Here is a 25,117-nt window from a genome sequence, read left to right as displayed (position 1 = left end):
TTTGCTTTTGGTGTATCTCTCGATAATTCCCGCACTTTCGGCTTGGTCTCTGCGTCAGCGAGGACTAACTCGCTTTCGAAAACTCTAGACCTCCGCCTTTCACAAGCAGATCCACAATCGCGTCGACACCACTTCGGTGACGAAGTGACGAGAATAAGAATGGCCGTCCTTTTCGCATCCTTTTCGCATCACGTTCCATAACCTCCAGCGAAGCACCAACATGCGGCGCAAGGTCGGTCTTGTTGATTACAAGGATGTCCGATTTCGTAATCGCCGGCCCGCCTTTCCTGGGGATTTCCTCACCTGCGGCGACATCAATCACGTAGATAGTCAAATCCGCCAGTTCCGGGCTGAATGTGGCCGATAGATTGTCGCCTCCGCTTTCAATCAAAACCACATCGAGATCCGGATGACGTGTCTGCATCTCGGCGACGGCGGCCAAATTGATCGAGGCGTCTTCGCGAATTGCTGTATGCGGGCAACCGCCCGTTTCGACGCCGATGATCCTGTCCTGCGGCAGGACCTGCATGCGCATCAGCGCTTCGGCATCCTCCTGCGTATAGATGTCGTTGGTAATAACCCCTACCGAGCAGACATCGCGCAGCGCTTCGGACAAGGCAGCGGTTAAAGTGGTTTTTCCGGCGCCTACCGGGCCTCCAATACCTACGCGCAGCGGGCCGTTCATACTCGTCATGTGCGGAATATCCTCGAATATTGTGTTTCGTGTTTCATGGATGCGATGTCCGCCAAAAACGCTGTAGAGCTTAACGCGTCCAAACTTTCCGTTTGTGCTCTTTCAGCAATCTGGGCACACAGTGGCGTCAGCTGGCGGATCAACCTCTGAGCATCGGTTTGTCCCAGTGGCACAAGACGCGTTGCACATGCGACAAGGTTGCTTGCGAATGCTTGCAGAAACAATTTGGTCGTCAGCAGCAAGGGAAGGTTTTGTTGCCTTGCGGCCTGTCCAATCGAGACAGGATAAGTGAACTGTCCAAGATCTAATTCCCAGACGCCATTGGTGATTTTTCCGAATGCCTGGCCCAGTAGCTCGGTTTCCATGAGCCTTTCGGATGTCGCGCAAAAAGCCCGCGCCGTGACATCGACGTTGATCAGTTCATCTTTGTCCTGCGCATGAAATGCCGCGACAACGAACAAAGCATCATTCCACCCAGAGCCATGTTCCAGCACATCTGAAATCCAGGCATAGGTGTCCTGAGAATTCGCGACAGTTCCGTGGTCAATCGCAGCCTCAAGCCCGTGAGAATAGGCAAATCCGCCCACTGGATAGGCCGGGGACAACCATTGGGTCAGCGTCAGGACATCGGCGTCAGTGGGTGTGGCCATGGGTCCTGCCGTGGCCATAGGCCCCGCCTTCGGGGGTGAACGGCTCATGCACCTCTCGCACGGCGGCCCCGATTTTGAGCAGCATGTCTCTGATAACGTGATCGACCTGGATCAACAGGCGATCCTTTTCGATCTGGCACGGCGTATGGCGATTGCCGATATGCCATGCGATGCGCGTCAGGTCCGGGGCGGTGACCTCCAGCAATGCTTCAGGTGCAGCTTGTATTTCCACTTCGCGACCGTCATCCAGAGTTAACGCGCCGCCGTGGTTCAAAGAAGTCGTTTGTGCCAGATCGATGAGAATCTGCTCACCACTTTCACAGGTCAGAACTTTGCGGCGCAAAAAGCGGTCATCATATGTCAAAAACAAGCAGTCTGTCGGATCGCCGTGCGTGTGATCCGAATACTGGCGGGCAGTGCAGAGCAGGGCGGTCATACCATCGCCTCCTCTGCAAGGGGAATGATCAGAGCCAGATTGAATCCGCAAAGACCCGGTGCACGATCCGTTCGCGCGTCAGCCCACGGTTTTTCAGCTCTTCGTCGCTGAGCGATTGCAGGAATTCGACCTGCCGGACACGCGATTGGGCTTGGGCCACGCTGATCAAAGCCGAGTAGATGGATGACCCGATGGATGCGATCAGACCGGGCAGCGAATAGCGTGAGTTTGTCTGTGTTGCTGAGTGTGCCATTTGAACCCTCGTAAACGGTGGTCCTCCCATGGGGTCTAATATTTGTCATGTCGGCCTCACTTAGTAGAGCGTGTTTGGTCATTTCTGTCTTGCACGTGCCGCAACGCAGCACATTATTTAATCAGAATAAAAAGTATCGTTGCGCCATTGGCAGCGTTTCGGCGGGTTGGCAGGTCAGCAGTTCGCCATCTGCCCGGACCTCATAGGTTTCCGGGTCAATTTCGACATGCGGCGTCGCGTTGTTCAGCAGAAGATCTTGCTTGCCAATTTCTCGTGTGTTTTGGGCGGCGACGGTCTGCTTTGCCAATCCCAGTGTATCACCGATACCGTCCGCATGGGCCGCTTCCGAGATAAATGTGATCGCCGAGTTTTCCACTGACCGACCGTAAGCGCCAAACATCGGGCGGCTATAAACCGGCTGCGGTGTAGGGATCGACGCGTTGGGATCGCCCATCTGCGCGCAGGCTATGGTGCCGCCCAACAGAACCATCTCGGGCTTCACACCGAAAAAGGCGGGGTTCCACAGGACGAGGTCGGCGCGTTTACCTTCCTCGATACTGCCAATCTCGTGGCTCAGGCCATGTGCAATGGCAGGGTTGATGGTGTATTTTGCGATGTACCGACGGACGCGCAGATTGTCGTTGTCGCCGGTTTCCTCCGCCAATCGCCCGCGCTGTTTCTTCATCTTGTCAGCGGTTTGCCACGTGCGGATCAAAACCTCTCCGACCCGGCCCATGGCCTGACTGTCAGACGCGATGATGCTGAATGCGCCCATGTCGTGCAGGATATCCTCGGCGGCGATGGTTTCGCGCCGGATACGGCTTTCGGCAAAGGCCACGTCCTCGGGGATGGATTTGTCGAGGTGGTGGCAGACCATCAGCATGTCCAAGTGCTCTTCAACCGTGTTGACGGTGAAAGGCCTCGTCGGGTTGGTTGAGGACGGCAGAACATGGTTCTCACCGCAGATCTTGATGATGTCCGGTGCGTGGCCTCCGCCAGCGCCTTCGGTGTGGAAGGCATGGATCGTGCGGCCTTTCATGGCGGCCACGGTGTTTTCGACAAAGCCTGATTCATTAAGCGTGTCGGTGTGGATCATAACCTGCACATCCATCGCGTCTGCCACCGAGAGGCAGCAGTCAATGGCGGCAGGGGTAGTTCCCCAATCCTCGTGCAGTTTCAGGGCGCAGGCTCCGGCCTTGACCTGTTCCTCAAGTGCTGCGGGCAGCGAGGCGTTGCCCTTACCCGCAAAGGCCAGATTCATGGGAAAGGCATCCGCCGCCTGCAACATCCGCCCGATATGCCAGGGACCGGGGGTGCAGGTGGTCGCCAACGTTCCATGCGCCGGACCGGTGCCGCCGCCCAGCATTGTAGTCAGGCCGGAATGCAGCGCGTCTTCGATCTGTTGTGGGCATATGAAATGGATGTGGCTATCGAATCCGCCTGCGGTCAGAATGCGACCTTCGCCCGCAATGATCTCGGTGCCAGGGCCGATGATGATGTCCACACCGGGCTGCGTGTCAGGGTTTCCGGATTTGCCGATCTTGGCGATACGGCCGTCTTTCAACCCCACATCCGCTTTGTAGATGCCGGAGTGATCGACGATCAGCGCGTTGGTGATCACCGTATCCACCGCCCCTTCAGCGCGGGTAACCTGAGATTGCCCCATACCATCGCGAATGACTTTGCCACCGCCGAACTTGACCTCTTCGCCATAGACGTCTTCGCGGTGGCCGGTTTCGCTGAAACGCGCAGCGGTTGCGCGCTCAACGATCAGATCTTTCTCGACTTCGATGATCAGATCGGTATCTGCCAATCGTACTTTGTCGCCGACCGTGGGGCCGAACATGGAGGCATAGTCACTCCGGCTGATCTTGCCCGGCATCTTTCAGAGCCCCCATGATATGCATATTGAAACCGTAGATGTGGCGGCGCCCGTCATAAGGCACCAGAATAACCTCGCGAGTCTGACCCGGCTCAAATCGCACGGCAGTACCTGCCGGGATGTCCAAACGCATCCCTAAAGCTGCATAGCGATCGAAATCCAAGGCGGAGTTTGCTTCGGCGAAATGGTAGTGGCTGCCCACCTGCACGGGTCGATCACCTGTATTGGCGACCACAACAAGACGACTGCTGCGCCCCGCGTTGAGCGTCAGTGAACCCTCGGCGGGTATGATCTCACCCGGGATCATTTTGGCAGTTTCATTATCACTGTGACGGCGATAACCGCGATCAATGCCAGCCCAGCTGCGAGCAGGGTATAATCGCTGCCATGGGCGTGAACATGGGTGTCCGAATGGGCCATGGCAGGGCCAGCCAGAATAAGAGCGGGAAACAGCATGCGGTACATTGGGAACTCCTCTGATGGTTAGCGAATAGGGTTATGGACAGTCACAAGCTTGGTGCCATCCGGGAAGGTGGCTTCGACCTGCACCTCGTGGATCATTTCGGATACGCCTTCCATGCATTGGTCGCGGGTGATCACTTCAGCCCCGGCCTGCATCATGTCGGCAACTGACCGGCCATCGCGCGCGCCTTCGACCACGGCGTCGGTGATCAGGGCGATAGCCTCGGGGTGGTTCAGCTTGACGCCGCGGTCCAGCCGTTTGCGGGCGACTTCGGCGGCCATGGCGACCAACAATTTGTCTTTTTCACGCGGTGTCAGGTTCATGTCAGAGCATCCAGCATCGGGGTAGGGTATCTTTGTTCAGCCTGCGCAGAACCGGCATCAATGTGCGGCGCAGGGCAAAGCTGTTCTCTGCCAGAACGCGGGCGACCAGCAGGTCCTTTTGGATCACGGTTGCGCCGGCAGTATCGGGTAGCATTTTGCGAATGGAATCCAGATGAGCTTCGGCGGCTTTCGACGCAAAGACGATCAGCGCCATCGCACCCGCGCCATCTGCAACATGTGGCTTTGAGAGGTGAGAGTGCCAATTCCCCGAGAACCGTATCGTATCCAGAAACGCCAGCGCCCCTGCGCTCCAAATCTCGATCTGATCGCGCAGGCGGATGTCGGTCAGCGTCTCGCCCATGGCCGCGCGCCCGAAGACCAGCGGCTCGACCATTAACACCTCGGCATCCGGTGCCATTTCTATCCTGAGGCGGCGGTCCAAAGCACTGCCATTGAACAGAATGGTCTCTTGCGGCAACCAGTTCAGCCGTGCTCCGGCCTCAACTGTCAGGTGATTGGTAATCTGGCCGCATTCGTCGGGTTGCGCCTTGTAAGCCCTCTCGCAGGCTTGTGTTGTCAAAGTCAGTGCGGTGCCTTCTGCGGCCTTGCCGGAAAATCGGAATGTATCGCCTCCGGTCACTCCACCTGCCGTGTTCAGAAGAACCGCATCAAGGTCAGACGTCGTGGTCCTAGGAAACAGGCACTTAAATGAGCCAGACTGGCGAAACTTGTCCAGCACGGTCCTGTGACCCAATTGTTTGGTGCTCAGGCTGACGGCGCCAGCAGCACGAGGCGGCATTGCACTGCAAGCGGGCAATATGTTGGCAACTTGGGTAATCAGGCACCTTTAGAGCATCGGTTGGTGCCTCTTGTTTCTCTGGTGAGGCGTCGGAACTCTAATCTACGGTGTCGGAAACTGCCTATTTCCGCTTCGTATGGCTAAATTTTAGACGGAGACGTCCCGCTTAGCTGAAAAAATAAGCAGACCTCACCGATTTCCAGAATTGGGTCGAAGGTAAGTTGCCAAGTTTGCTGCAATGCAGAAACCGTATGGGTGCCACCGCGGAAACAAACCGGGGGTGTGTGACGGCTGCGCGAATTGGACCTCGAACACAACCGCCACACGGAACGCAACAACAGTTGCGGGGATCAGGTAGAAGAAGAGTGCGCCATTGCGCAAGCCCTCTCTCCCGGCCCCGTCAGGAGGAATACATGAATTCGCTCAAATCAACGCTCGCCGGATCGGTTGTCTTTGCTGCCTTGGCCACCGCCGCGTTTTCGGCTGAAGACACGATTAAAGTTGGCGTACTGCACTCGCTATCGGGCACGATGGCAATCTCAGAAACCACGCTGAAAGACACCATGCTGATGCTGATCGACCAGCAAAACGCCAAAGGTGGCCTGCTGGGCAAACAGCTTGAGGCGGTTGTGGTCGACCCGGCCTCGGACTGGCCTCTGTTTGCCGAAAAAGCGCGTGAGTTGCTGACCGTGCATGAGGTGGATGTGATTTTCGGCAACTGGACCTCGGTCAGCCGAAAGTCGGTTCTGCCGGTGATTGAGGAGTTGAATGGCCTGCTGTTCTATCCGGTCCAGTACGAGGGCGAAGAGTCATCGAAAAACGTGTTCTACACCGGCGCGGCCCCGAACCAGCAGGCAATCCCGGCGACCGACTATTTCCTGGATGAACTGGGAGTCGAGAAATTCGCTCTGCTCGGCACGGACTATGTTTACCCCAGGACCACCAACAATATCCTGGAAAGCTATCTGAAGCAGAAGGGGATCGCTGAGGCGGATATCTTTGTGAACTACACCCCATTTGGTCATTCCGACTGGTCCAAGATCGTGGCGGATGTGGTTGCGCTGGGCGCGGATGGTAAAAAGGTTGGCGTGATCTCAACGATCAACGGTGACGCGAATATTGGTTTCTACAAGGAACTGGCTGCCGCAGGTGTTTCAGCGGATGACATTCCGGTCGTGGCCTTCTCGGTCGGTGAGGAGGAGCTGTCCGGTCTGGATACCACGAACCTCGTCGGTCACCTCGCCGCTTGGAACTACTTCCAGTCGGCAGATACAGAAGCCAACGCGGAATTCGTGGACACCTGGAAAGCGACTATGGGTGATGACCGCGTGACCAACGACCCGATGGAGGCGCATTACATCGGCTTCAACATGTGGGTGAACGCGGCGACCGAGGCTGGCTCGACCGAAGTCGACGCCGTGCGCGCCGCGATGTACGGGCAGGAATTCCCGAACCTGACCGGTGGCACCGCAGTGATGCTGCCGAACCACCATTTGGCCAAGCCGGTTCTGATCGGTGAGATTCAGGAAGACGGTCAGTTCGACATCATCAGCGAAACCGATGTTGTGCCGGGTGACGCCTGGACCGATTTCCTTCCGGAATCGGCGGTGCTGGTGTCCGATTGGAAAGAGCTGGGTTGCGGTATGTACAACACCGAGACCAAAACCTGCGTTCAGACACTGTCGAACTACTAACCGACATGCAAGGCGGGTTTGTTCGCCCGCCTTGCTCTCAATACACTCGGGTTTCACCACATGGTACGACTTTTCCTTGCGGGCCTCGCAATCCTGTGCGCCTGCCTGACTGCCAATGCGCAAGAGGCCAGTCTGCAACCGATCCTGCAAGAGCATCAGGAGATCATCGCCAAAAGCTCGCGCAAGACGATCAAACCGGCAATTGATGCGATAGCATCGAGCGGGTTGCCGCAAGCGCAGGTGATGCTTGAAACATGGGCCGCCAAGGACATGTGGATGCGCAAGTCGGACGGTCTGTTCTTTTCTGGCCAGAAAGGTGAAGGGCGGTCGTATGAATTGACCGACTTCGATACCGGGGAGGTCATTGGCACGTTCGAGAAATCCGATCTGAAGCAGTTGAAACCCAATAGCGGCATCCGCTCGATGATTGGAACGGCTTTGGTCCAGTTCCAACTGACCGACCCGGATCGTGCGAAACGTCAAGCGGCGCTGCAATCCATACAGCGCGATCCCGAGGGTGCGTTGCTGGAGCCTTTGCGCGCTTCGATTGAGGATGAGCCAGATGCCGAGATGAAGGCGCAGAAGCAGCGGCTCGAACGGTTGCTGACGATTGGGTATGACGAAGATACAGCGGCCCGTGTGACGGCCATTGAAGAAATGTCCGGCGATCTGAGCGTCGATGTTCGGGCGGCGCTGAACCCTCTGGTCGTCACCAAACGGCAGGCAGCTGCCGAGTTGCCGACAGATGTGAATGTTGCGGCGGTTCTGGACCCCGGCGCGTCCACCTTCAGCGAGACCGAGGCATACGATCTATTGATTGCGAATGACCTCGTTCCTGCTCTCACCTCTTCAGAAGATATCCGCGCCGCGCTGGCCACCAATATCGAGGTGGGCCGTGTGGGTGGTATCCCGGTAGCACAATTGAATACCGACGCCGCCCGTGCGAAGGCTTATGCAGCGCTGGCTGAGGCCGGGACAGTGCCAGCGTTCATCACTCAGGCCCAGATCGACGCGGCGCTGGACTCTCATGTGTTCTTTGAAACTTATTCGGAACCCTCACCCGAAGTCACAGCCGCCGCCGAAAAGGCGCTGGAACAGATTGAGCTGAAGGTCGGCTTGAACCAGACGCTCGATCTGACGCTGGACGCGATCTCATTGGCGTCGATCTATTTCCTCGCCGCCATCGGTCTGGCAATCACCTTCGGCGTAATGGGCGTAATCAACATGGCCCATGGCGAGTTCATCATGATGGGCGCTTACACTGGCTACGTGGTGCAGCAGTTCATCCCTGACCATACGCTTTCGATCATCGTGGCGATCCCGATGGCCTTTGCCGTGACCTTCGCCATGGGCGTCGCGATGGAGCGGCTGGTGATCCGCTGGCTCTATGCCCGCCCGCTGGAGACACTGTTGGCGACCTTCGGCATCTCGATTGCGCTGCAACAGTTGGCCAAAAACATTTTTGGCACGCAGGCTCGACCGCTGACCGCTCCCGGCTGGCTGAATGGCGCGTGGGTGCTGAACGACGTGGTCTCGATCAGCTATATCCGAATTGCTATCTTCGTGTTGGCGCTGATCTTTCTGGCACTGTTCCTCTACATCATGAAGCGTACACGGTTGGGGCTTGAGATGCGTGCCGTAACGCAGAACCCACGCATGGCAGCGTCAATGGGCATCAATCCGGGTCGGGTGAATATGCTGACCTTTGGTCTCGGCTCGGGCATCGCTGGCATAGCTGGGGTTGCGATTGGCCTCTTCGCCAAAGTCACATCGGATTTGGGCAACGATTACATCGTACAAAGCTTCATGACCGTGGTTGTCGGCGGCGTAGGGAACATCTGGGGTGCGCTGGCCGGGGCCGGGATGATCGGCTTCCTGCAAAAGGGGATCGAGTGGATGAACCCGTCGAACACGCTGGCGGCCCAAACCTACATGATCATCTTCATCATCATTTTCATCCAGTTCCGGCCAAGGGGCATCATCGCCCTCAAAGGCCGCGCGGCGGGGGATTGAACCATGGACCGCAGTTTTGTTGCCAAGAACCCCTCGGTACTGGTCTTTCTGGCCATCTTGGCGCTGTTCACCTTGTGTGTCACCATCCTTTCCGAAGGGTTCGGGATCGGCATGATCTCAACCAGCTTCGTCAAAACCCTGGGCAAAACCCTGTGCCTGTGCCTGATCGCCGTGGCGATGGATCTGGTCTGGGGCTTCACCGGCATTCTGTCGCTTGGTCACTTCGCCTTCTTCGGGCTGGGCGGCTACATGATCGGCATGTGGCTGATGTATGAACGCACGCGGCTGATCGTGGTCGAGTCGCTTGCACAAACCGAAATTCCCCCGACCCCGTCCGAGGTCGTTGATGCCATCGGCACGCAGATTTTCGGCGTCGTTGGATCGTCAGAATTCCCGCTGATCTGGGCTTTCTCCCACAGCCTGGCGCTGCAACTGATCCTGATCGTGCTGGTCTCCGGCCTGCTGGCGCTGATCTTCGGCTGGCTGGCCTTCCGCAGCCGGGTGACGGGTGTATACCTGTCGATCCTGACACAGGCCATGACGCTGGCGCTGGCGCTCTACCTGTTCCAGAACGACAGCGGATTGCGCGGTAACAATGGCCTATCGGGCCTACAGAACCTGCCCGGCGTGACCGCCTCACAGGACGTGGTGTCGATCTGGTTCCTCTGGGCCTCAGCACTGGCGCTGGGGCTGGGCTATATCCTCGCTGCGTGGATCGTGTCTGGCAAGTTCGGCTCGGTCATCCGCGGTATCCGCGATAACGAGGCGCGGGTGCGGTTCCTCGGTTACTCGGTCGAGGTCTACAAACTGGCCGTTTTCACCCTAACCGCCTGTATCGCCGCCATCGCGGGAGCGCTCTACTACCCGCAGGCAGGCATCATCAACCCCGAGGAGATGGCTCCGATCGCCTCGATCTATCTGGCTGTCTGGGTCGCCATCGGCGGGCGCGGCCGCCTGTATGGCGCGGTCATGGGTGCAGCGTTCGTTAGCCTGCTCAGCACTTGGTTCACCGGAGGGCAGGCGCCGGACATCTCGCTGGGCTTCTACACGATCAAATGGGTCGATTGGTGGCAGGTGCTGCTGGGCGTGTCCTTCGTACTGGTCACTCTGTTTGCACCGCAAGGGATCGGAGGGTTGTTCGACCTTTGGACCAACCGCCGTGCGCCCCAGCGCCATGGTGCGAATCTTGGACCCGATGATGGGTCACTGCGCGAAAAGGAGGCCACAGAATGAGCACTCTTTTGGAAGTCAGCGGTGTTTCGGTGAATTTTGACGGGTTTCGTGCCATCAACAACCTGTCCTTCCAGATTGGTGAGGCTGAATTGCGCGCCGTGATCGGCCCGAACGGGGCCGGCAAGACCACCTTCATGGATATCATCACAGGTAAAACCCGGCCCGATGAAGGGCGTGTCATCTGGGGAGAGAAATCCGTCTCGCTGCTACGGATGAGCGAGGCAAAGATCGCGCAGGCGGGCATCGGGCGGAAATTTCAAAAGCCAACTGTTTTTGAAGATCAGAATGTCCAAGAAAACCTGCTGATGGCGCTCAAGAACAACCGCGGTTGGACTGGCGTGCTTTTCTATCGCCCTTCCAAGGGGGATTTGAAGAAGGTCGAAGACCTGGCTGCTGAAATTGGCCTTTTTGGCGAACTGTTCCGTAAGGCTGGCGAACTGAGCCACGGTCAAAAGCAGTGGCTGGAAATCGGCATGCTGCTGGCCCAAGAGCCGCGGCTCTTGCTGGTCGACGAACCTGCCGCCGGTATGACACCACAAGAGCGCGAACACACAACCGATTTGCTGGTTCAGGCCGCCAGAACCCGCGCCGTTGTCGTGGTGGAACACGATATGGAGTTTGTCCGACGTCTGAATTGCAAAGTCACGGTTTTGCACGAAGGGTCTGTCTTGGCTGAAGGCAGTCTTGATCACGTGACGTCCAATCAGGACGTCATTGACGTTTATCTGGGGCGCTAAGCAATGCTGAAACTGACCGATCTGACTTTGCACTATGGGCATTCGCAAATCCTCAACGGGATATCCATGGAAGCCAGGCAAGGAGAAGTGACTTGCGTCATGGGGACCAATGGTGTCGGGAAAACCAGCCTGATGAAGGCGATCTCGGGGGCGCATCCGCGTTCGGATGGCCATCTGGAACTGGATGGGGAACCTTTGAGCGTCCTGCCTGCTCATCAAATGGCCTGGAAAGGCGTGGCGTATGTTCCGCAAGGTCGTGAAATATTCCCCTTGCTCACGGTTCGCGAAAATCTTGAAACGGGGTTCTCCTGCCTGCCGGCCAGTGAGCATTTCATTCCGGGCGAAATCTTTGATATGTTTCCGGTTCTCAAGCAAATGCAAAACCGGCGCGGTGGTGACCTTTCTGGCGGTCAGCAACAACAACTGGCAATCGCACGGGCACTGATCACGCGCCCACGCCTGCTTCTGTTGGACGAGCCGACCGAAGGTATTCAGCCCAACATCATCCAGCAGATAGGCGACGTCATCCGGCACCTCAGAACGACGAGCGGAATGGCGATCATCTTGGTGGAGCAGTATTTTGACTTTGCCTATGATCTTGCCGATAGATTTATCGCGTTGCGACGTGGAGAAGTCCTGATTAACGGTACCAGGGAAGACGTGACGCGCGATCAATTGTTGCAAGCCGTAACAGTCTAGCGTCGCAACTTCATTTTGACTTGGGATTGAAGAATGTAACCCAAAACTTGCGTAAAAAAGCTCGGGAAATGGTTGGATCTGCCTTCCTACTTGGAAAATCAGGATTGATTTGCAGCTCAGACGGCGAAGCTGCCTGTTTCTGCTAATCTGCCACGTGGCGAAGGCGGGAGGGGGCGAGCCAATGCTGATTTGACAAGCACGGTGCAGCCCGTAAACGCCGCCGAGGACACGGTCCTGTCTGATCGGGATACCCATCCCACTTTTCAAGCTTGTCATCAAACTGAATCCAAACCGTCACAAAATCGCAACCATCCATGGCCATCCCACTTTCATCCAATTGAGAGAGGACACCAAACGATGTCATTGCGCTTTGTCTGCCTGACATCTGCCCTTGCCCTGACCGCCGGTCAGGCTGTGGCAGAGATGAACTTCAACCGAATTGCATCCTTCCCCGTCGTCAAGAACATGGCCGAGGGGGCCGACACCAGCCGTGAGACCTCGCCCGAGATCATTGCAGCGACCGCGGATGGGATGACGCTGGTTTACACCGACAGCCCGCTGGGCGTGATCGGTATGGTCGATATCACCGACCCCGCGAATCCTGCACCTTTGAGCGCGATGGAGGTTGGCGGTGAGCCGACATCCGTGGGGATCGTTGGCGCGACAGCTTTTGTGGGCGTGAACACCTCGGAAAGCTACACCGCGCCGTCGGGCAAGCTGATCTCGGTCGATATTGTAGGCAAGGCTGAAACCGGTGCTTGCGATCTGGGCGGTCAGCCTGACAGCGTCGCCATTGCCCCTGATGGTAGCTTTGTTGCTGTTGCGATTGAAAATGAACGCGACGAAGACCTGAATGACGGCATCATCCCGCAACTGCCCGCCGGGTCGCTGGCTCTGGTGCCGCTAAAAGACGGCGCGCTGGAGTGCGCGGGTATGAAGATGGCCTCACTGACCGGTCTGGCAGACATTGCCCCGACCGACCCTGAGCCTGAGTTCGTCGATATCAACGCTCTGGGTGAAACCGTCGTTACCTTACAAGAGAACAACCACATCGCGGTTGTCGACAAAGACGGCAACGTGGTCAGCCATTTCTCGGCAGGCGCGGTTGATCTGGAAGGCATCGACGCCACCGACGAGCGCGGCGCGCTGATCTTTACCGAAAGCCAGCCGGGCCGCCTGCGTGAGCCGGACGCGGTGAAATGGATCGACGACAACCACTTCGCCACCGCCAATGAAGGCGACTATGAGGGCGGTTCGCGCGGTTGGACGATCTTTCACAAGGACGGCACCGTTGTTTACGAGAACGGCACCGAGTTCGAGAAAGCTATCATCCAGATCGGGCACTACCCGGATAAACGCTCGGACAGCAAAGGGGTTGAGCCGGAAAGCGTGACCGCAGCCACCTTTGGCGGCACGCCGATGATCTTTGTCGGGACCGAGCGTGCCTCGGTCGTTGGTGTCTATGACGCCACCGATCCGTCGAACCCGGTGCTGAAGCAACTGCTGCCCTCGGGCGTTGGCCCAGAAGGTTATGTGGCGATCCCTGACCGTAACCTGCTGATCTCGGCCAACGAAAAAGACCTGATCGAAGATGGCGGCCCGCGCGCGCATGTCTCGATCTTCGAATATCAGGACGCCCCCGCCGCTTACCCGCACCTGACTTCGGAAGGCGCGGATGAGTTGATCGGATGGGGTGCCTTGTCCGGTCTAGTGGCTGACGAAGACGGCATGATCTATGCGGTCAATGACAGCTTCTATGGCTTCCAGCCTTCGATCTTCAAGATCGACCCCAGCCAGCAACCCGCCCGCATCGTCGACGTGATCCGCATCCACCGTCAGGACGGCAGCCCGGCACAAAAGCTGGACCTGGAAGGCATCACGCTGGACGGCGAGGGCGGCTTCTATGTCGCATCGGAAGGCCGCACCGACCGCGTCATCCCGCACGCGATCTACCAAGTCTCTGCCGAGGGCAAAATCAAGGATCGCAAGGGCGAGATCGGCCTGCCGTCGGAACTGATGGCGGTTGAGAAACGCTTTGGTTTCGAAGGCATCACCAAGATTGGTGACACCCTGTGGATGGCCATTCAGCGCGAATGGAAAGACGACCCGGAAAACCACGTAAAGCTGGTCGCCTATAATCTGGACACCAAGGAATGGGGCGCCGTGCACTATCCCAAAGCGGACCCCGAAACAGGTTGGGTCGGCCTGTCGGAAATCGCGGCCTTCGGGGATCATGTCTATGTCATCGAGCGCGACAACCAGCATGACCACCGTGCGGTGACCAAAAAGATCTACCGCATCCCACTCTCCGAAATGATCCCGGCTCCACTGGGCGGCGAGCTGCCAGTGGTCAGCAAGCAAGAGGTCCGCGACCTGCTGCCCGACCTGACCTCGACCGGAGGTTACGTTCTGGACAAGATCGAAGGTCTGGCCATCCTGCCCTCGGGCGAGGCGTTTGTGATGACCGACAATGACGGCGTCGACGATGCCTCGGGCGAGACGATGTTCTGGTCGATCGGTTCGGTTTCGGCTGGGAACTAAGTCAAAGATCAGAGATTGAAGGACCCCGCGCAGAGACTGTGCGGGGCCTTTGTGCTCAAAGCCAGTTTTGGTCCTTTGAGAACAGCGCCGCATCGGGCTTTGTCGCAAACTTTTGACAGGTGAAGGTCACCAGGTGACCTGAGTCCGAAGATCACCGAACTGAACTTTCGTTAGGTGGGCAGAGTTCGCCTCTAACGAATACACTTGATTCCGTAATAGCCCTTCGCATCCTTGCAGCTATCTAAATTCGAGGGCTAATCATCATTGAAGGATGATATTTTGAGCAATCAGTGTGTATTCGAATTCTGGAAATCCCGTTCCATAGACATCTGTGTAAGTGACTTTGACAACAGAATCATCAAGCTCGGTTCGAAGGGCCTGAGATCTAATCTGGGTCGACCAATGTGTTTGCGACCGTACCATCCTTGTCTTCGTAGCTGCCATTTTTCTGAATGAGGAAAAATGGCAGATTCAGCGTCAGAACCAGAATGAAACCGAAATTCAAAGGCCGGTAGACGGTTCAAAGCTGTGCAACTCGAAAGTGCGCTTTCCGTCGGCACTGAACTTCTGGACCGTGTCCCCGACACGCAGCACTGTCATACAGCGAAAGCGCCCCTTGTCGGCGGCCATGGAAACGCAAACCTTATCTGTGTCGGTGATGGCAAATGCGCCAACACCATTCCAGCCACCATTCGTAAGCTCTCCGCTCACGACATTGTTCGGGTCATAGAAAAAGCGAAACCTCTTGTCTCCGGATGTTGCAGTGACAGTATTTCCGATCAGCAACTCTGCGATCTGATCGGCATTGAGGCGCTCGGCACCGTTATCCAATGCCGCCTCAAGATCCGTTTCAGCGAATGCAGTGCTTCCCGCCAGAGCGACTGCGGCCGCAATGCTAAGTGTTTTTAGTTGTGCCATACCGTGTCTCCTTTTTGCTTTGGGTAATGCTATGGAGCGCTAACCCCTTAAAACGCTACGCCTGGCGAACGCGCTGGGCTTGATCGGAAGCTGATTTTTTCTGACATTCATCTGACAATCCGCAAACTTCGTTGAGCCAAGGACATGGCGGAGTGTAGGTTTCAGTATGTACCGTTTTTTGGAGTTCCAACTTGATCCGACACAGGGATTGAACCGCTGTGGCGAACCGGTCGCTCTGGAACCTCAGGCCCTGCAATTGCTGGAATTTCTTGTCAGGAACCGAGACAGGATTGTCAGCAAGCAAGAGATTATTGATGAGATCTGGGACGGGGCCGCGATTACTGATGCGGCCCTGAACACGCGAATCCGGTCCGTGCGCAGGGCCTTGGGCGACACTGCGGCAAGCTCGGACTACATCAAGACCTTTCCAAAGCGCGGGTTCCAATTTGTGGCACCGGTTGCAACGGATGAACTGCCTGAGCACATTTCCCAGGCGCCCAAACGCGGCGTTCTTGTTGCGGGAATTCTGTTGCCTTTGGCAATCGCCATGCTGTCGCTCTCCATATTTGCCGATCGGCAGCGATTGCCGGACACCGGGAAACCCTCTTTGGCCGTTGTACAGTTTGACAATATCGGAGACGAAAGAACGGGTCAGTACTTCGTCGATGGTCTCACCGACGACCTGATCGCGCATCTGTCGCGCAACCGGGAATTGTTCGTTGTGTCCAGCGCGACGATGTTCTCTTACGCGAAGGATCAGGCAACCCCGATCGAAATCGCGCGCGACCTTGGGGTTGGCTATGTTGTCCGCGGCAGCGTCCGCCGCGCAGATGGTCAGATGCGCGTCAGCGGAGAACTTATTGATGTCGACAGCGCCGAAACCATCTGGGCCGAGGTTTTTGATCGTCAGGTAACGGATGTCTTTGACGTTCAAGACGAGATCAGCCGGGCCATCGCCGGCCAGTTGTTGCCTGAGATATATCAGTCCGGCGAAGCACGATCGCAGGAGAAGCCGACCGAAGACATGGGGGCTTGGGATCTGTATTTGCGCGGTCGGGCGCGGCAGGCCGTGTTTTCGCAAGAGGCCCAGCAAGACGCGGTGACGTTTGCACAGTCTGCCATCGCAGCCGATCCGGAATTCGCGGCAGCACACAGCCTGTTGGCCCGCGCGCTGGGAACGATATTCTTTTTTCAGTGGTCGGATACCCCTCAGGACACGTTGATTGCCGCGACAGAGGCGGCCAAGCGAGCAATTGAACTGGACGATCAGGACGCGCAGGCACATGCGGCCCTTGGCTATATCTACCGCTTTACCGGAGAGGCCGATCCAGCAATCGCAAATCTCGAACGCGCTGTCGCGCTCAACCCCAATGATGCGCGTATACGGCTGGAATTGGCGCATACCTATGACTGGTTCCGCATGCAGGACCGCGCCCTGCCCGAGATAGAGATGGCAATTCGGCTAAGCCCGCGCGATCCGATGTTGCAAAACATGTACTTCTACCAAGGCCATATCCTTTTTCACCTGGAGCGCTACGAAGAGGCGTTGGACGCTGCCCGGCAGTTGGGGGCGGTCGCAACAAGCAATACATGGCGCTTGTTCCATTACCTGCTAAGCGCGGCCACTCTTGCCGAGATGGACAGGCAAGAAGATGCGCAGAAGGCAGTCAACGCAGCACTGGAGATTAACCCCAAATTGTCAATCTCCGCGATGCGCAGGCAATTCGCTGGTTCAAAGAACCACCCCGAAAACCGACGGATCTGGCTGGCGAGCCTGCAAAGAGCGGGCGTGCCCGAATAAGAATAGGTACCAGACTTGGCGCCACCCTAAGCCTTACCGCGCCCTGTCGGTCAGCCTCCACTTTCCTCAAGCGGGGCAAACCGTCCCTCTGGCATTTCCACAGCTCTGTAGGCTTCCACGAAAGGCAGAATGTGTTCATCCGGGCGCGCAAAGCGCCGATACATCCAGACAATGTCAGCAATTTTTATCCCTGGACGAATTTTGTTTAGCCTGTCCCGCGCGGAAATGGCTGCCTCGCGCGGACCCAGTTCAGCCAAAATTGCAACCTCGATTGACACCGACCACCAAGTGTCCGGCTGAGCCCCCTTGCGATAGGTGCTCAGCGCTGTTTCATAATCTTCGTTCAGGAAATGATACTCGGCCAGTGACTGATACCAGTTTGGGTCTGCTGCATTTGGGTCCAGTGCAATTGCGTTCTCGACAAGAGCCGCGCCCAGTTCCAGACGCCCGGACCAAATGAACTCGTATCCGATCTGCCCCTGCAGATACCGATCTGTCCCCAATGCAAGCGCTGTTTCGGCGGACGAGAAGAACCCGTCAAGGTCACGCTGAATCTGAAGCACAAGCGCCAAAAGGAAGTGAGCGCGCGCAGAATATGGGTTCAGCGACACCGCGTTCCGCGCTGCCTTTTCCGCGCGTTGAATTTTCTCGTCCTGCGTCCCTGGATACAGCCCGGTGAAAAGCTTCACATCTGTTAACAGTGCCTCGGCCAATTGCGCCCACCCGCGCCAATATTCGGGTTCGTCTTCGACAACCCGCAGGATACAGCCGCGGACGCGCTCTTGCATGTCCCGTCGGTTCAGAAAGCCAACCCGCAGCAGAGAACATTCATAAGACGACAGATGTTCCGGAGGTTTCGCGCGCGCATGACCTGCGTGAATGCGCTTGATCGCCCCGCCCGCGTCACCCACAGCCGAGGCCACTTTTTCGGTAACGTTCAGCTGAACGTCCAGAATATTAGAAGTCGTGAGGCTTTCGTCATACGCGTCCGACCAGACCTGAAGCCCCGAGCTTGTGTCTATAAGTCGCGCTGTCACACGCAGACGATCTGCAACCTGCCGGACAGTACCTTCCAGCACGTAGTCTGCACCGAATTTCTGCCGGATACTGCGCGGGTCACTTTCCTCGGCCCGGACGGAATGGGTGGATTGGCGGGATAGGACGTTGAGGTCCTGGTAGCTCCCCAGCTCAACAATAATGTCTTCACCAATGCCTACAGCCAATAAATCGCGGGCGTCCGTATTGCTAAGGTTTTGAAATGGCAGAACCGCAATGGTCGGACCTGTTGGCTCTGTCAACAAAGCGGCTTCATCAAAGGTCAGGGCGTCGGGCGGCTCGGGACCAAAGCTGATCCACCACGTTAACAAACCCGCAACGCCCAGACCAACCAGCACCGATGCACCGGTCATCAGGCGCAGCTTGTTTGATCGCTGTTCAGAGGCGGGCGCTCTAACAGGCATGACGCGGAAAACCCGAACCGGTTCAGCGATGTTTTTCAGGTTTTTTAGACCGAGATCGTCAAATCCGGCATCTACCTTGCCCGTTGCCTGATGCGCGACACTCTCAGACACCGCAACACCACCTGGGTCCGCCAGACTTTCGATGCGGGAAGCAACATTCACCCCGTCTCCATAGAGGTCCCCATCAGCAATCATTACATCACCGAGGTTTATCCCGATCCTAAGTTGCAACCGCGACCCGTTGGCGAGGGCTGGAGCAGCCTCAGCCATTGTCCTCTGGATATCGACGCCACAGTTTACGGCATCGACCACCGAAGCGAATTCGACAAGAGCACCATCCCCCATCAACTTGACGAGGCGCCCGTGATGTCTTGCAATTGCGGGATCAAAAATCTCTGAACGCAGAGTTTTGAGAGCGGACATTACCCCTGCCTCGTCGTTGCCCATCAACGACGAATACCCAACGACATCAGCAGCCATGATCGCGGCGAGTCGGCGCTGCATAGGACCCTCCTGCTAGCAGTCTAACGGATGTCACGAAATCTCGACAATGCATGCCTTTCTGATGGTCCAACTAATTTGGCAGTCATGGCTCAAACCAAATATTCGCTCCGCCCAGACGACGCCTACTCTTTGCAGGTGCAGGTGCAGGGGATGGCAGCTGTCCGCGGATTCTGTTGAGAAATAACGTGTGCTGACGCAGAAAGCGGTTCTTTGAACAGAGCACGAACGCCTTTCTGATCAGGCTTTGCGTGTTTGCTGCGGTGCAGGAAAGATCTTTGCCAGTTTGCGAAGGTTCTGGGCGGTTGCGGCGAGGAGGAATTCGTCATTTGCACCACATGGGCCACGTAATCGGAGGCGGCCCAACCCGAGAATGCGCTTGAGGTGTGCAAAGAGCATCTCGACCTTCTTCCTGAGTTTCATTGAGATCTCATATTGGCGTGTTTTGGCGATCTCGCGAGCGACCTGGCGAGCGTCTTCGTGCTCTTCGCGGGTGATTTTGCGCGCTTCGGCATTAGGGCAGCATTTGGCTTTTGATGGACAGGCCTCGCAAACGTCTTTCAGGGCGCGGTAGCGGGCCGTGCCCTTGCCAGTTGGCCCTCGGTTTGGGTCAGAATAGTTGCGGCGGAACTGCTTGAGTTCCTGGCCCTCAGGGCAAATGTACTGATCGTTCCCGGCGTCCCATTCGAAGTCCGCACGGGTCCAGGTTCCGTCGTAGCGCCCGGACTTATCGAAGACCGGAATGTGCGGGGCGATCTTGCGACCGACCAACCAGCCCAAGAGCGGCCCGGCGTCATAGGCGGTGTCCGCGATCAGGCGCTCCGGATGTAGATCGAACTTCGCTTTCACGCGGTCCAGCATCGTCTTGGTCGATCCGACCTCTGCTTGCCGGATTGATCTGGGGCCTTCCACGTCGACTATCACCCCATGGTCGGTGTCGATCAGGTAGTTGTCGGAATAGCTGAAGAAAGCAGGACCTTTGCGTGTTGCCGTCCATTGGCTGGCAGGATCAGAATGCGAGGTGAACTTGGGCTGCACCTTACTCGCAGCTCCGAAAGCCGCCTCATCCAGAGTGTCGAGATATTCGCGGACCGCGCGAGGCGCATCTTCTGGATCGATGGTTGATGCATCCCATTCTTCCTTTGGCGTTGAGTTCTGTTTGTTTGCATCGGCCTCAATCAGGCTGGCATCTACTGCCATGCACTGGCCGCTGACGAGACCTTCTTCGATGCACCGCGCGACAGTCGTCTCGAACAGATGACGCAGAAGTTCGCTCTCGCGGAAGCGTCCATGCCGGTTCTTGGAGAAGGTCGAGTGATCCGGGATACGCTCATTCAGATCGAGGCGGCAGAACCATCGATATGCCAGGTTCAGATGCACCTCTTCGCACAGACGGCGTTCTGACCGAATGCCGAAGCAATAGCCGACCAGCAGCATCCAGATCAGCAGTTCAGGATCAACCGATGGACGACCGGTGTGGCTGTAGAAATCCGCGAGATGCGCTCGAATGCTGCTCAGATCAACAAAGCGATCAATAGATCGAAGCAAGTGATCGTTGGGAATGTGGTTCTCCAATGAGAACTCATAGAACAGCGACGATTGCGCTTCCTGCCTCGGTCCCATCATCGCCAATCCTCCCGCCCATTGGAAGAATTGAATCAGCAGTTCAAACACCGATCAAGGAAGAGTTTTTCAACAAAATAAGCCCCTATTTCTGTGTCGATTCTTCACGTCACGTAGATGCAGCGGCGAGACGCAGCAGCGCAAAACAAACCATTGGTCCTTAAGGCTTCGTTCCACGTCCCAAGGGATTGGCATGTGGCCTTAAACAACCGCCCCCTGTTTGCTACCTTTTCCCATGCTTACGCCCAACCGATATGCATTTTGCAAGATGACATCGGCTGATCTTGCGATGATTTCGGCATGGCAATCGCACCCACATGTTCGCGAATGGTGGGATTCCAATGAGCCAAGCACAAACAGAGACTTGGAAGACGCGCGAGTCCAACGATGGATCGTTTCGCTTGCGGAACGCCCATTTGCATATATCCAGGACTACACAGTTCACGGTTGGGAGGATCATCATTTCTTCTCCCTTCCACCGGGTTCTCGGGGAATCGATCAGTTCATTGGTGAGCCAGATATGATCGGGCGAGGTCACGGACCGGCCTTCATTTCAGAGCATCTGAAAAGATTGTTCGCCGCAGGTGTCCCGGTCGTCGCAACAGATCCGCACCCAGAAAATGTACGCGCGATCGCGGCTTATAAAAAGGTGGGATTCTCTGCATTTGGTCCTGCGCAGCAGACGCCTTGGGGGCCGATCCTGCCGATGAAGGTCAACCGTTAGTCAATCTGGCTGCGCCAGCTCGTGCGTCTGGCGCAAACATTTCTCGCCTTAAACGACTCCATGTTCCGTCACTTGCAGGGGATGCGCTTCCGCCCAATCAGCAAGAAACGCGGACATCTCGGGAACGGTTGCGAATTGTGAGGTGTTTCTAGGAAGCGCCACACCTTGCTCCAGTGCCAGACGCGCACAATCAATGTGATGGCGATGTGCCTTATGTGGGCAATTTTCGGATCCGTGAACGATCGTTGATAGCAGTGTCCCTCCGTAGGCATTTGTGTGGTCGAGGTCCGGGTTCTGGTCCAGAAAATACAACATGACGTCGGGCATTCCTTCCCAACCAGCAAGGTGCAGGGGCGGCATTCCCATCTCGTCCGGCAGATTTGGGTCAAAGCCAATCTCGACCAGACGTTGCATGTGAGGCAGGGTTCCTTCGCGCCAGACGAGGCGGCAAAGAAGAAACCTCATCTCTTGCGACAGGGCTTTCATGTCAATCTGGTCGTCCTCCTGTGGCGTTCCGTCGGCTGCCCGTGCCAGTTGTTCTTCAATCAACGTCAACTGTGTGGACGCACCTGCGCGCTTCAGTACCGACGCAACATCCCTGTTTCCGAAGATGCGGGCAAAGGCATAGGGAGAGTGGCCGCGGCTAACAGCATTTGGGTTCGCGCCATGCTCCAACAAAAGCTGAGCGATCTCGCCCGAAGCCAAACGCCGTGCCGCCTGATGCAAGGCGGGGATCACCAAGGAAGGTTCACCCGACGGATGAGGATTGACGCCTTCATTGGGATCAGCGCCGTGTTCCAGCAACAGCCGGACTGCATCGGTGCTGTTGAAGTCAATCGCCCTCGGCAGTGCATTTGTGCCCTTCGGGTTTGCCCCATGTTCCAGCAACAAACGAAGACCTTCGGTATGACCGAGTTCGGTGGAATGGTAGAGGGATTCATTGTCGTCGGGATTTGCCCCATGCTCCAACAGCCACCTTGCCAAAGGCATGTTGTCTGCATGGCCGATGGCGCCGTAGAGCGCGGACAAGCGGTGATCTGTCTCGGGGTCGAATGCAAAACTGTCATTTACGTCTGCCCCGTGTTCGACAAGCAATTCCGCCATGGCGAGCATCTCGGGTTCTTTCTCAGGCGCTGTCTTGATGTATTTCGAATACGCCAGATGGCAGATTGGTCGCCGCGGAGGGTATTCGCGCGTCGCGGCACCGGCATCCTGCGCCAGGACTTTTCGCATTGCGGCCACGTCGTAGAGAGCGACAAGAAGAGGCACCTGACCGTCGGCGAGGTCCGGCTCATCTGCAAGCAAATGCTTGATCGTCTCGTTCGAGCCGTTATAAAGCGCCCAACGCAGCCGTCCTTGTTTCTGCGCGCGATCCATGCCTTGTGTTTCAACGGCAAGTTTCAATGCCGGCCAAGAAGCGTATCCAGTCTCGCGCGCGATGACATGTAGACAATCCGCGTGTTTGTAGCCACCGTTTGCGGGGGGCGCTACAATGCCATGGACGCGAAGTATGGCGCCTTTGTCGCCTTCTGTCAGAGCTTTGCCTAAAGCCTTGGCATCACGGCGCAGTTGATCGAGTGATTTGGTCATCGGTCTTCCCTCCACTGCCCGACGGTCCGCTAATCCGGGCTGAGAAACCGATGTGGTTGTCACACATTCTGTGCGAGGTGCCGATGACAGCTTTCCGCGGACCAGGGGGCCGCCTCGGAACGGCCTCAGGTCAACGTAGCGTTTGCCAATATGTCCCGCAAGCCGGTTGCGGATCAGAGGGCAATGGGGTGATTGCTGTTCGCATCAAATGGCTGCCGGGTGGGCGGCGTTCGCGGTTATGGGTCAGGCAAATCATCGATTTTGCGCAACAATCAATGTATACTATCGGCTCTAGCTGCCGCCCCAATTACTCGTGCGAGGATTGAATGGACGATAGGAACAGTCCTACTGAGGGAATGATAGACTATGCAGGAAATTCCCTCCCGCAAAGGCATTCTATTCAATCTCGCGCAGAAGATATTCGGGAGATGGCCGATAAGGTTCTGCCCTCATCAGACGAAATACACATCGCGGACTATGGCTGTGGCACAGGATCTAACGCGATCTTGTCGGTCAAGCCTGCCGTAAAGTCCTTTGTGGACCGCTATCCGGGTCGCTCCATCTTTGTTCACCATGTCGATCAGGCGGAAAACGATTGGAATACGCTATTCGACTGTGCTGCTGGTCAGGACGGATACGCCAACCTCTCTTCCAGTATTCGCCCTGTTGCAAGTGTGGGTAGTTTTTTCTCGATGGCTGCACCGGCATCTTCCATTGACGTCGGGACTTCGTTTGGGGCGAGCCATTGGCTCAGCACACAGCCCGTAATCTCTTCAAAGGGCACGCTTTGGTTCGCAGATTTGCAGGGAGAAGCTCGCCTGGAGCTCAAAAGACAAGCGCAACGAGACTGGGAAAGCTTCCTAACCTTGCGACTTCGAGAGTTGCGAAGTGGCTGCAGGCTTATGGTCTCGACGCTGGGGACAATTGCTGATGCGGGCGAGGTCAATGGAATTTGCAGTTCTGGCCGACATACTTACCGCGCGATGTACAACGTTGCCGAAACGATGGTGAACGACGGGTTGATATCTGAGCATGCGCTTCGCGACTTCATTATGCCAATCTGGTTTATGTCTAGGGAAGAGGCGCTTGAGCCCTTTCAACGCAACAAGGAATTGGCAGATGGCTTTTTGATCGAAAGAGCAGAGGTAGCTCCGGCTCAGCAAAACCCGGAGGATATCTTTGCAGACCAGATCAATGCGCCCCAAGAGTACGAAAAAAGCTATACGGGCTTTGTTCGCTCTTTCACCGTGTCCACCTTCAGGCAATCCTTGTTACGCGGCGAAACTGACCAAGCGACCGAAGCAAATCTGAACGAGTTTTACGACCGTTTTAAAACGTTTATCAGAAATGGGGCAGGCAAATACGCCTTTGAGATCTGGTTGTTGACGATTGAGCTTAAGAAACGATGATCAAGCATCGATCCCAAGCAGCCTCAATCACACCTATTTACAGCGCTTGCTAAAGTAATCTGGAGTTTAGTTCGCCAAGCCTTTGTAATCTATGTCGGAGTACCAAAAATGCGTTTTCTTGCCGTACCGTTCTTGCTCGCCGTTGCTCTTCCAGCTTCCGCTGACAACGCTCCAGAATGCGGCCAGTTTACTGTCTACTTGGAGGACTTAAAAATAAAGTCTGGTGGCGACAGCATCGGAGATACTGCGCTTGGGCACGTCACGGTTTTCAGTGAAGATGGACAGGTCATCGGTACGCAAAACGTCACGACGCTGATAGCGCCTGGCGCAAGTGAGGGCAAAACCCAGCTTATCGTTAACGCTTACCTAACAATCGACAGCAACCAACTGATCTACTCTGGCTCCTACCCAGCCCCGAGCAGTCCCGACTCCGTGCCCCATTTCGAAACTCAATTGGCAGTTGTCGGCGGCACTGGAGTATTCAAAGGCGCAAGCGGTCAGGTGAAGTTCTTTGAAAAAGACGCCAGGCGAGCTGCTGAGTTTGATGTCACGTGTACCGGTTAGCCAAAATACTTCAAGCTCTGAGAAGGGTCAGAAATAAACATGCTATTCGCTAATTTGGCCTACATGATATCAGGCAGCAACTCTGTCTGCGGTTTTGCATTCCGCGCCAA

General features: G+C 56.4%; 23 protein-coding genes. 10 read left to right on the top strand and 13 right to left on the bottom strand.

The features are described 5' to 3' along the window. Positions 1-64: 64 nt before the first annotated feature. From ureG to ACOQOY_RS07100, 9 genes are all read right to left on the bottom strand, one after another. Positions 65-694, bottom strand: coding sequence for an urease accessory protein UreG (gene ureG, locus ACOQOY_RS07140; RefSeq protein WP_420584770.1), 630 nt, complete (start codon positions 692-694; stop codon positions 65-67). Next, positions 691-1,344: an urease accessory protein UreF gene (locus ACOQOY_RS07135; RefSeq protein WP_420584769.1), complete on the bottom strand. Its 654-nt coding sequence runs from the start codon at positions 1,342-1,344 to the stop codon at positions 691-693. The genes ureG and ACOQOY_RS07135 overlap by 4 nt, the downstream gene beginning before the upstream one ends. Continuing rightward, the gene (ureE, locus tag ACOQOY_RS07130; protein WP_420584768.1) at positions 1,328-1,780 is read right to left on the bottom strand and encodes an urease accessory protein UreE; all 453 of its coding nucleotides are present in this window, start codon (positions 1,778-1,780) and stop codon (positions 1,328-1,330) included. The genes ACOQOY_RS07135 and ureE overlap by 17 nt, the downstream gene beginning before the upstream one ends. Before the next feature lie 28 nt (positions 1,781-1,808). Beyond that, a complete protein-coding gene (locus ACOQOY_RS07125; RefSeq protein WP_420584767.1) occupies positions 1,809-2,033 on the bottom strand; it encodes a hypothetical protein in 225 nt (74 codons plus the stop codon). Between the two features lie 121 nt (positions 2,034-2,154). Continuing rightward, on the bottom strand, positions 2,155-3,915 hold the full coding sequence (gene ureC, locus ACOQOY_RS07120; RefSeq protein ID WP_420584766.1) for an urease subunit alpha: 1,761 nt from the start codon (positions 3,913-3,915) through the stop codon (positions 2,155-2,157). Further along, a complete protein-coding gene (locus ACOQOY_RS07115; RefSeq protein ID WP_170519451.1) occupies positions 3,890-4,222 on the bottom strand; it encodes an urease subunit beta in 333 nt (110 codons plus the stop codon). Before ACOQOY_RS07115 ends, ureC begins: the two co-directional genes overlap by 26 nt. Then, a complete protein-coding gene (locus ACOQOY_RS07110; protein WP_420584765.1) occupies positions 4,219-4,380 on the bottom strand; it encodes a hypothetical protein in 162 nt (53 codons plus the stop codon). The genes ACOQOY_RS07115 and ACOQOY_RS07110 overlap by 4 nt, the downstream gene beginning before the upstream one ends. Before the next feature lie 18 nt (positions 4,381-4,398). Further along, complete coding sequence (locus tag ACOQOY_RS07105; RefSeq protein ID WP_420584764.1) at positions 4,399-4,701, bottom strand: urease subunit gamma; 303 nt, start codon at positions 4,699-4,701, stop codon at positions 4,399-4,401. Between the two features lies 1 nt (position 4,702). Beyond that, positions 4,703-5,440, bottom strand: a complete 738-nt coding sequence (locus ACOQOY_RS07100; RefSeq protein WP_420584763.1) for an urease accessory protein UreD — start codon at positions 5,438-5,440, stop codon at positions 4,703-4,705. Between the two features lie 473 nt (positions 5,441-5,913). Between ACOQOY_RS07100 and urtA the strand changes: the two genes are divergently transcribed. From urtA to ACOQOY_RS07070, 6 genes are all read left to right on the top strand, one after another. Further along, positions 5,914-7,194: an urea ABC transporter substrate-binding protein gene (gene urtA / locus ACOQOY_RS07095; protein ID WP_420584762.1), complete on the top strand. Its 1,281-nt coding sequence runs from the start codon at positions 5,914-5,916 to the stop codon at positions 7,192-7,194. A 60-nt stretch (positions 7,195-7,254) separates the two neighbouring features. Beyond that, complete coding sequence (gene urtB, locus ACOQOY_RS07090; RefSeq protein ID WP_420584761.1) at positions 7,255-9,207, top strand: urea ABC transporter permease subunit UrtB; 1,953 nt, start codon at positions 7,255-7,257, stop codon at positions 9,205-9,207. A gap of 3 nt (positions 9,208-9,210) precedes the next feature. Further along, positions 9,211-10,440 carry an urea ABC transporter permease subunit UrtC gene (urtC, locus tag ACOQOY_RS07085; RefSeq protein ID WP_420584760.1) on the top strand — a complete coding sequence of 410 codons (1,230 nt, stop codon included), beginning with the start codon at positions 9,211-9,213 and terminating at the stop codon, positions 10,438-10,440. Continuing rightward, a complete protein-coding gene (urtD, locus tag ACOQOY_RS07080; protein ID WP_420584759.1) occupies positions 10,437-11,177 on the top strand; it encodes an urea ABC transporter ATP-binding protein UrtD in 741 nt (246 codons plus the stop codon). The genes urtC and urtD overlap by 4 nt, the downstream gene beginning before the upstream one ends. A gap of 3 nt (positions 11,178-11,180) precedes the next feature. Further along, the gene (gene urtE / locus ACOQOY_RS07075) at positions 11,181-11,876 is read left to right on the top strand and encodes an urea ABC transporter ATP-binding subunit UrtE (protein WP_420584758.1); all 696 of its coding nucleotides are present in this window, start codon (positions 11,181-11,183) and stop codon (positions 11,874-11,876) included. A gap of 357 nt (positions 11,877-12,233) precedes the next feature. After that, on the top strand, positions 12,234-14,417 hold the full coding sequence (locus ACOQOY_RS07070; RefSeq protein ID WP_420584757.1) for an esterase-like activity of phytase family protein: 2,184 nt from the start codon (positions 12,234-12,236) through the stop codon (positions 14,415-14,417). A 501-nt stretch (positions 14,418-14,918) separates the two neighbouring features. Here the strand turns inward: ACOQOY_RS07070 and ACOQOY_RS07065 are convergent. Beyond that, the gene (locus ACOQOY_RS07065; RefSeq protein ID WP_420584756.1) at positions 14,919-15,335 is read right to left on the bottom strand and encodes a hypothetical protein; all 417 of its coding nucleotides are present in this window, start codon (positions 15,333-15,335) and stop codon (positions 14,919-14,921) included. A 166-nt stretch (positions 15,336-15,501) separates the two neighbouring features. On the opposite strand from ACOQOY_RS07065, the gene ACOQOY_RS07060 reads away from it, so the two are divergent. After that, positions 15,502-17,136 carry a winged helix-turn-helix domain-containing tetratricopeptide repeat protein gene (locus ACOQOY_RS07060; protein ID WP_420584755.1) on the top strand — a complete coding sequence of 545 codons (1,635 nt, stop codon included), beginning with the start codon at positions 15,502-15,504 and terminating at the stop codon, positions 17,134-17,136. A 50-nt stretch (positions 17,137-17,186) separates the two neighbouring features. Here the strand turns inward: ACOQOY_RS07060 and ACOQOY_RS07055 are convergent, their stop codons facing one another. Together ACOQOY_RS07055 and ACOQOY_RS07050 are read right to left on the bottom strand one after the other, a co-directional pair. Then, positions 17,187-19,100 carry an adenylate/guanylate cyclase domain-containing protein gene (locus ACOQOY_RS07055; RefSeq protein WP_420584754.1) on the bottom strand — a complete coding sequence of 638 codons (1,914 nt, stop codon included), beginning with the start codon at positions 19,098-19,100 and terminating at the stop codon, positions 17,187-17,189. A 237-nt stretch (positions 19,101-19,337) separates the two neighbouring features. Continuing rightward, a complete protein-coding gene (locus tag ACOQOY_RS07050; RefSeq protein WP_420584753.1) occupies positions 19,338-20,723 on the bottom strand; it encodes an IS1182 family transposase in 1,386 nt (461 codons plus the stop codon). A 265-nt stretch (positions 20,724-20,988) separates the two neighbouring features. Between ACOQOY_RS07050 and ACOQOY_RS07045 the strand changes: the two genes are divergently transcribed. Beyond that, positions 20,989-21,444: a GNAT family N-acetyltransferase gene (locus ACOQOY_RS07045; RefSeq protein WP_420584752.1), complete on the top strand. Its 456-nt coding sequence runs from the start codon at positions 20,989-20,991 to the stop codon at positions 21,442-21,444. 48 nt (positions 21,445-21,492) lie between these two features. Here the strand turns inward: ACOQOY_RS07045 and ACOQOY_RS07040 are convergent, their stop codons facing one another. Continuing rightward, on the bottom strand, positions 21,493-23,034 hold the full coding sequence (locus tag ACOQOY_RS07040; protein ID WP_420584751.1) for an ankyrin repeat domain-containing protein: 1,542 nt from the start codon (positions 23,032-23,034) through the stop codon (positions 21,493-21,495). A gap of 428 nt (positions 23,035-23,462) precedes the next feature. Here ACOQOY_RS07040 and ACOQOY_RS07035 point away from each other — a divergent pair, with 428 nt between their 5' ends. Together ACOQOY_RS07035 and ACOQOY_RS07030 are read left to right on the top strand one after the other, a co-directional pair. Continuing rightward, positions 23,463-24,443, top strand: coding sequence for a hypothetical protein (locus ACOQOY_RS07035; RefSeq protein WP_420584750.1), 981 nt, complete (start codon positions 23,463-23,465; stop codon positions 24,441-24,443). Between the two features lie 108 nt (positions 24,444-24,551). Then, positions 24,552-25,007, top strand: a complete 456-nt coding sequence (locus ACOQOY_RS07030; protein WP_420584749.1) for a hypothetical protein — start codon at positions 24,552-24,554, stop codon at positions 25,005-25,007. Positions 25,008-25,117: the final 110 nt, after the last annotated feature.

It is taken from the genome of Ruegeria sp. (genome assembly GCF_965221235.1).
Classification (GTDB): Bacteria; Pseudomonadota; Alphaproteobacteria; order Rhodobacterales; family Rhodobacteraceae; genus Ruegeria.
Note: the sequence above shows the minus strand (reverse complement) of the source record. Positions and strands in the feature narration are given on the sequence as shown.

Coding starts and splice junctions, on each gene's coding strand:
- ACOQOY_RS07070 (WP_420584757.1), top strand. CDS start 12,234: ATGTCATTGCGCTTTGTCTGCCTGACATCTGCCCTTGCCCTGACCGCC.
- ACOQOY_RS07060 (WP_420584755.1), top strand. CDS start 15,502: ATGTACCGTTTTTTGGAGTTCCAACTTGATCCGACACAGGGATTGAAC.
- ACOQOY_RS07065 (WP_420584756.1), bottom strand. CDS start 15,335: ATGGCACAACTAAAAACACTTAGCATTGCGGCCGCAGTCGCTCTGGCG.
- urtC (WP_420584760.1), top strand. CDS start 9,211: ATGGACCGCAGTTTTGTTGCCAAGAACCCCTCGGTACTGGTCTTTCTG.
- ureC (WP_420584766.1), bottom strand. CDS start 3,915: ATGCCGGGCAAGATCAGCCGGAGTGACTATGCCTCCATGTTCGGCCCC.
- urtD (WP_420584759.1), top strand. CDS start 10,437: ATGAGCACTCTTTTGGAAGTCAGCGGTGTTTCGGTGAATTTTGACGGG.
- ACOQOY_RS07030 (WP_420584749.1), top strand. CDS start 24,552: ATGCGTTTTCTTGCCGTACCGTTCTTGCTCGCCGTTGCTCTTCCAGCT.
- ACOQOY_RS07115 (WP_170519451.1), bottom strand. CDS start 4,222: ATGATCCCGGGTGAGATCATACCCGCCGAGGGTTCACTGACGCTCAAC.
- urtB (WP_420584761.1), top strand. CDS start 7,255: ATGGTACGACTTTTCCTTGCGGGCCTCGCAATCCTGTGCGCCTGCCTG.
- ACOQOY_RS07105 (WP_420584764.1), bottom strand. CDS start 4,701: ATGAACCTGACACCGCGTGAAAAAGACAAATTGTTGGTCGCCATGGCC.
- ureE (WP_420584768.1), bottom strand. CDS start 1,780: ATGACCGCCCTGCTCTGCACTGCCCGCCAGTATTCGGATCACACGCAC.
- urtA (WP_420584762.1), top strand. CDS start 5,914: ATGAATTCGCTCAAATCAACGCTCGCCGGATCGGTTGTCTTTGCTGCC.
- ACOQOY_RS07125 (WP_420584767.1), bottom strand. CDS start 2,033: ATGGCACACTCAGCAACACAGACAAACTCACGCTATTCGCTGCCCGGT.
- ACOQOY_RS07110 (WP_420584765.1), bottom strand. CDS start 4,380: ATGTACCGCATGCTGTTTCCCGCTCTTATTCTGGCTGGCCCTGCCATG.
- ACOQOY_RS07040 (WP_420584751.1), bottom strand. CDS start 23,034: ATGACCAAATCACTCGATCAACTGCGCCGTGATGCCAAGGCTTTAGGC.
- urtE (WP_420584758.1), top strand. CDS start 11,181: ATGCTGAAACTGACCGATCTGACTTTGCACTATGGGCATTCGCAAATC.
- ACOQOY_RS07055 (WP_420584754.1), bottom strand. CDS start 19,100: ATGCAGCGCCGACTCGCCGCGATCATGGCTGCTGATGTCGTTGGGTAT.
- ACOQOY_RS07035 (WP_420584750.1), top strand. CDS start 23,463: ATGGCCGATAAGGTTCTGCCCTCATCAGACGAAATACACATCGCGGAC.
- ACOQOY_RS07045 (WP_420584752.1), top strand. CDS start 20,989: ATGACATCGGCTGATCTTGCGATGATTTCGGCATGGCAATCGCACCCA.
- ureG (WP_420584770.1), bottom strand. CDS start 694: ATGACGAGTATGAACGGCCCGCTGCGCGTAGGTATTGGAGGCCCGGTA.
- ACOQOY_RS07135 (WP_420584769.1), bottom strand. CDS start 1,344: ATGGCCACACCCACTGACGCCGATGTCCTGACGCTGACCCAATGGTTG.
- ACOQOY_RS07050 (WP_420584753.1), bottom strand. CDS start 20,723: ATGATGGGACCGAGGCAGGAAGCGCAATCGTCGCTGTTCTATGAGTTC.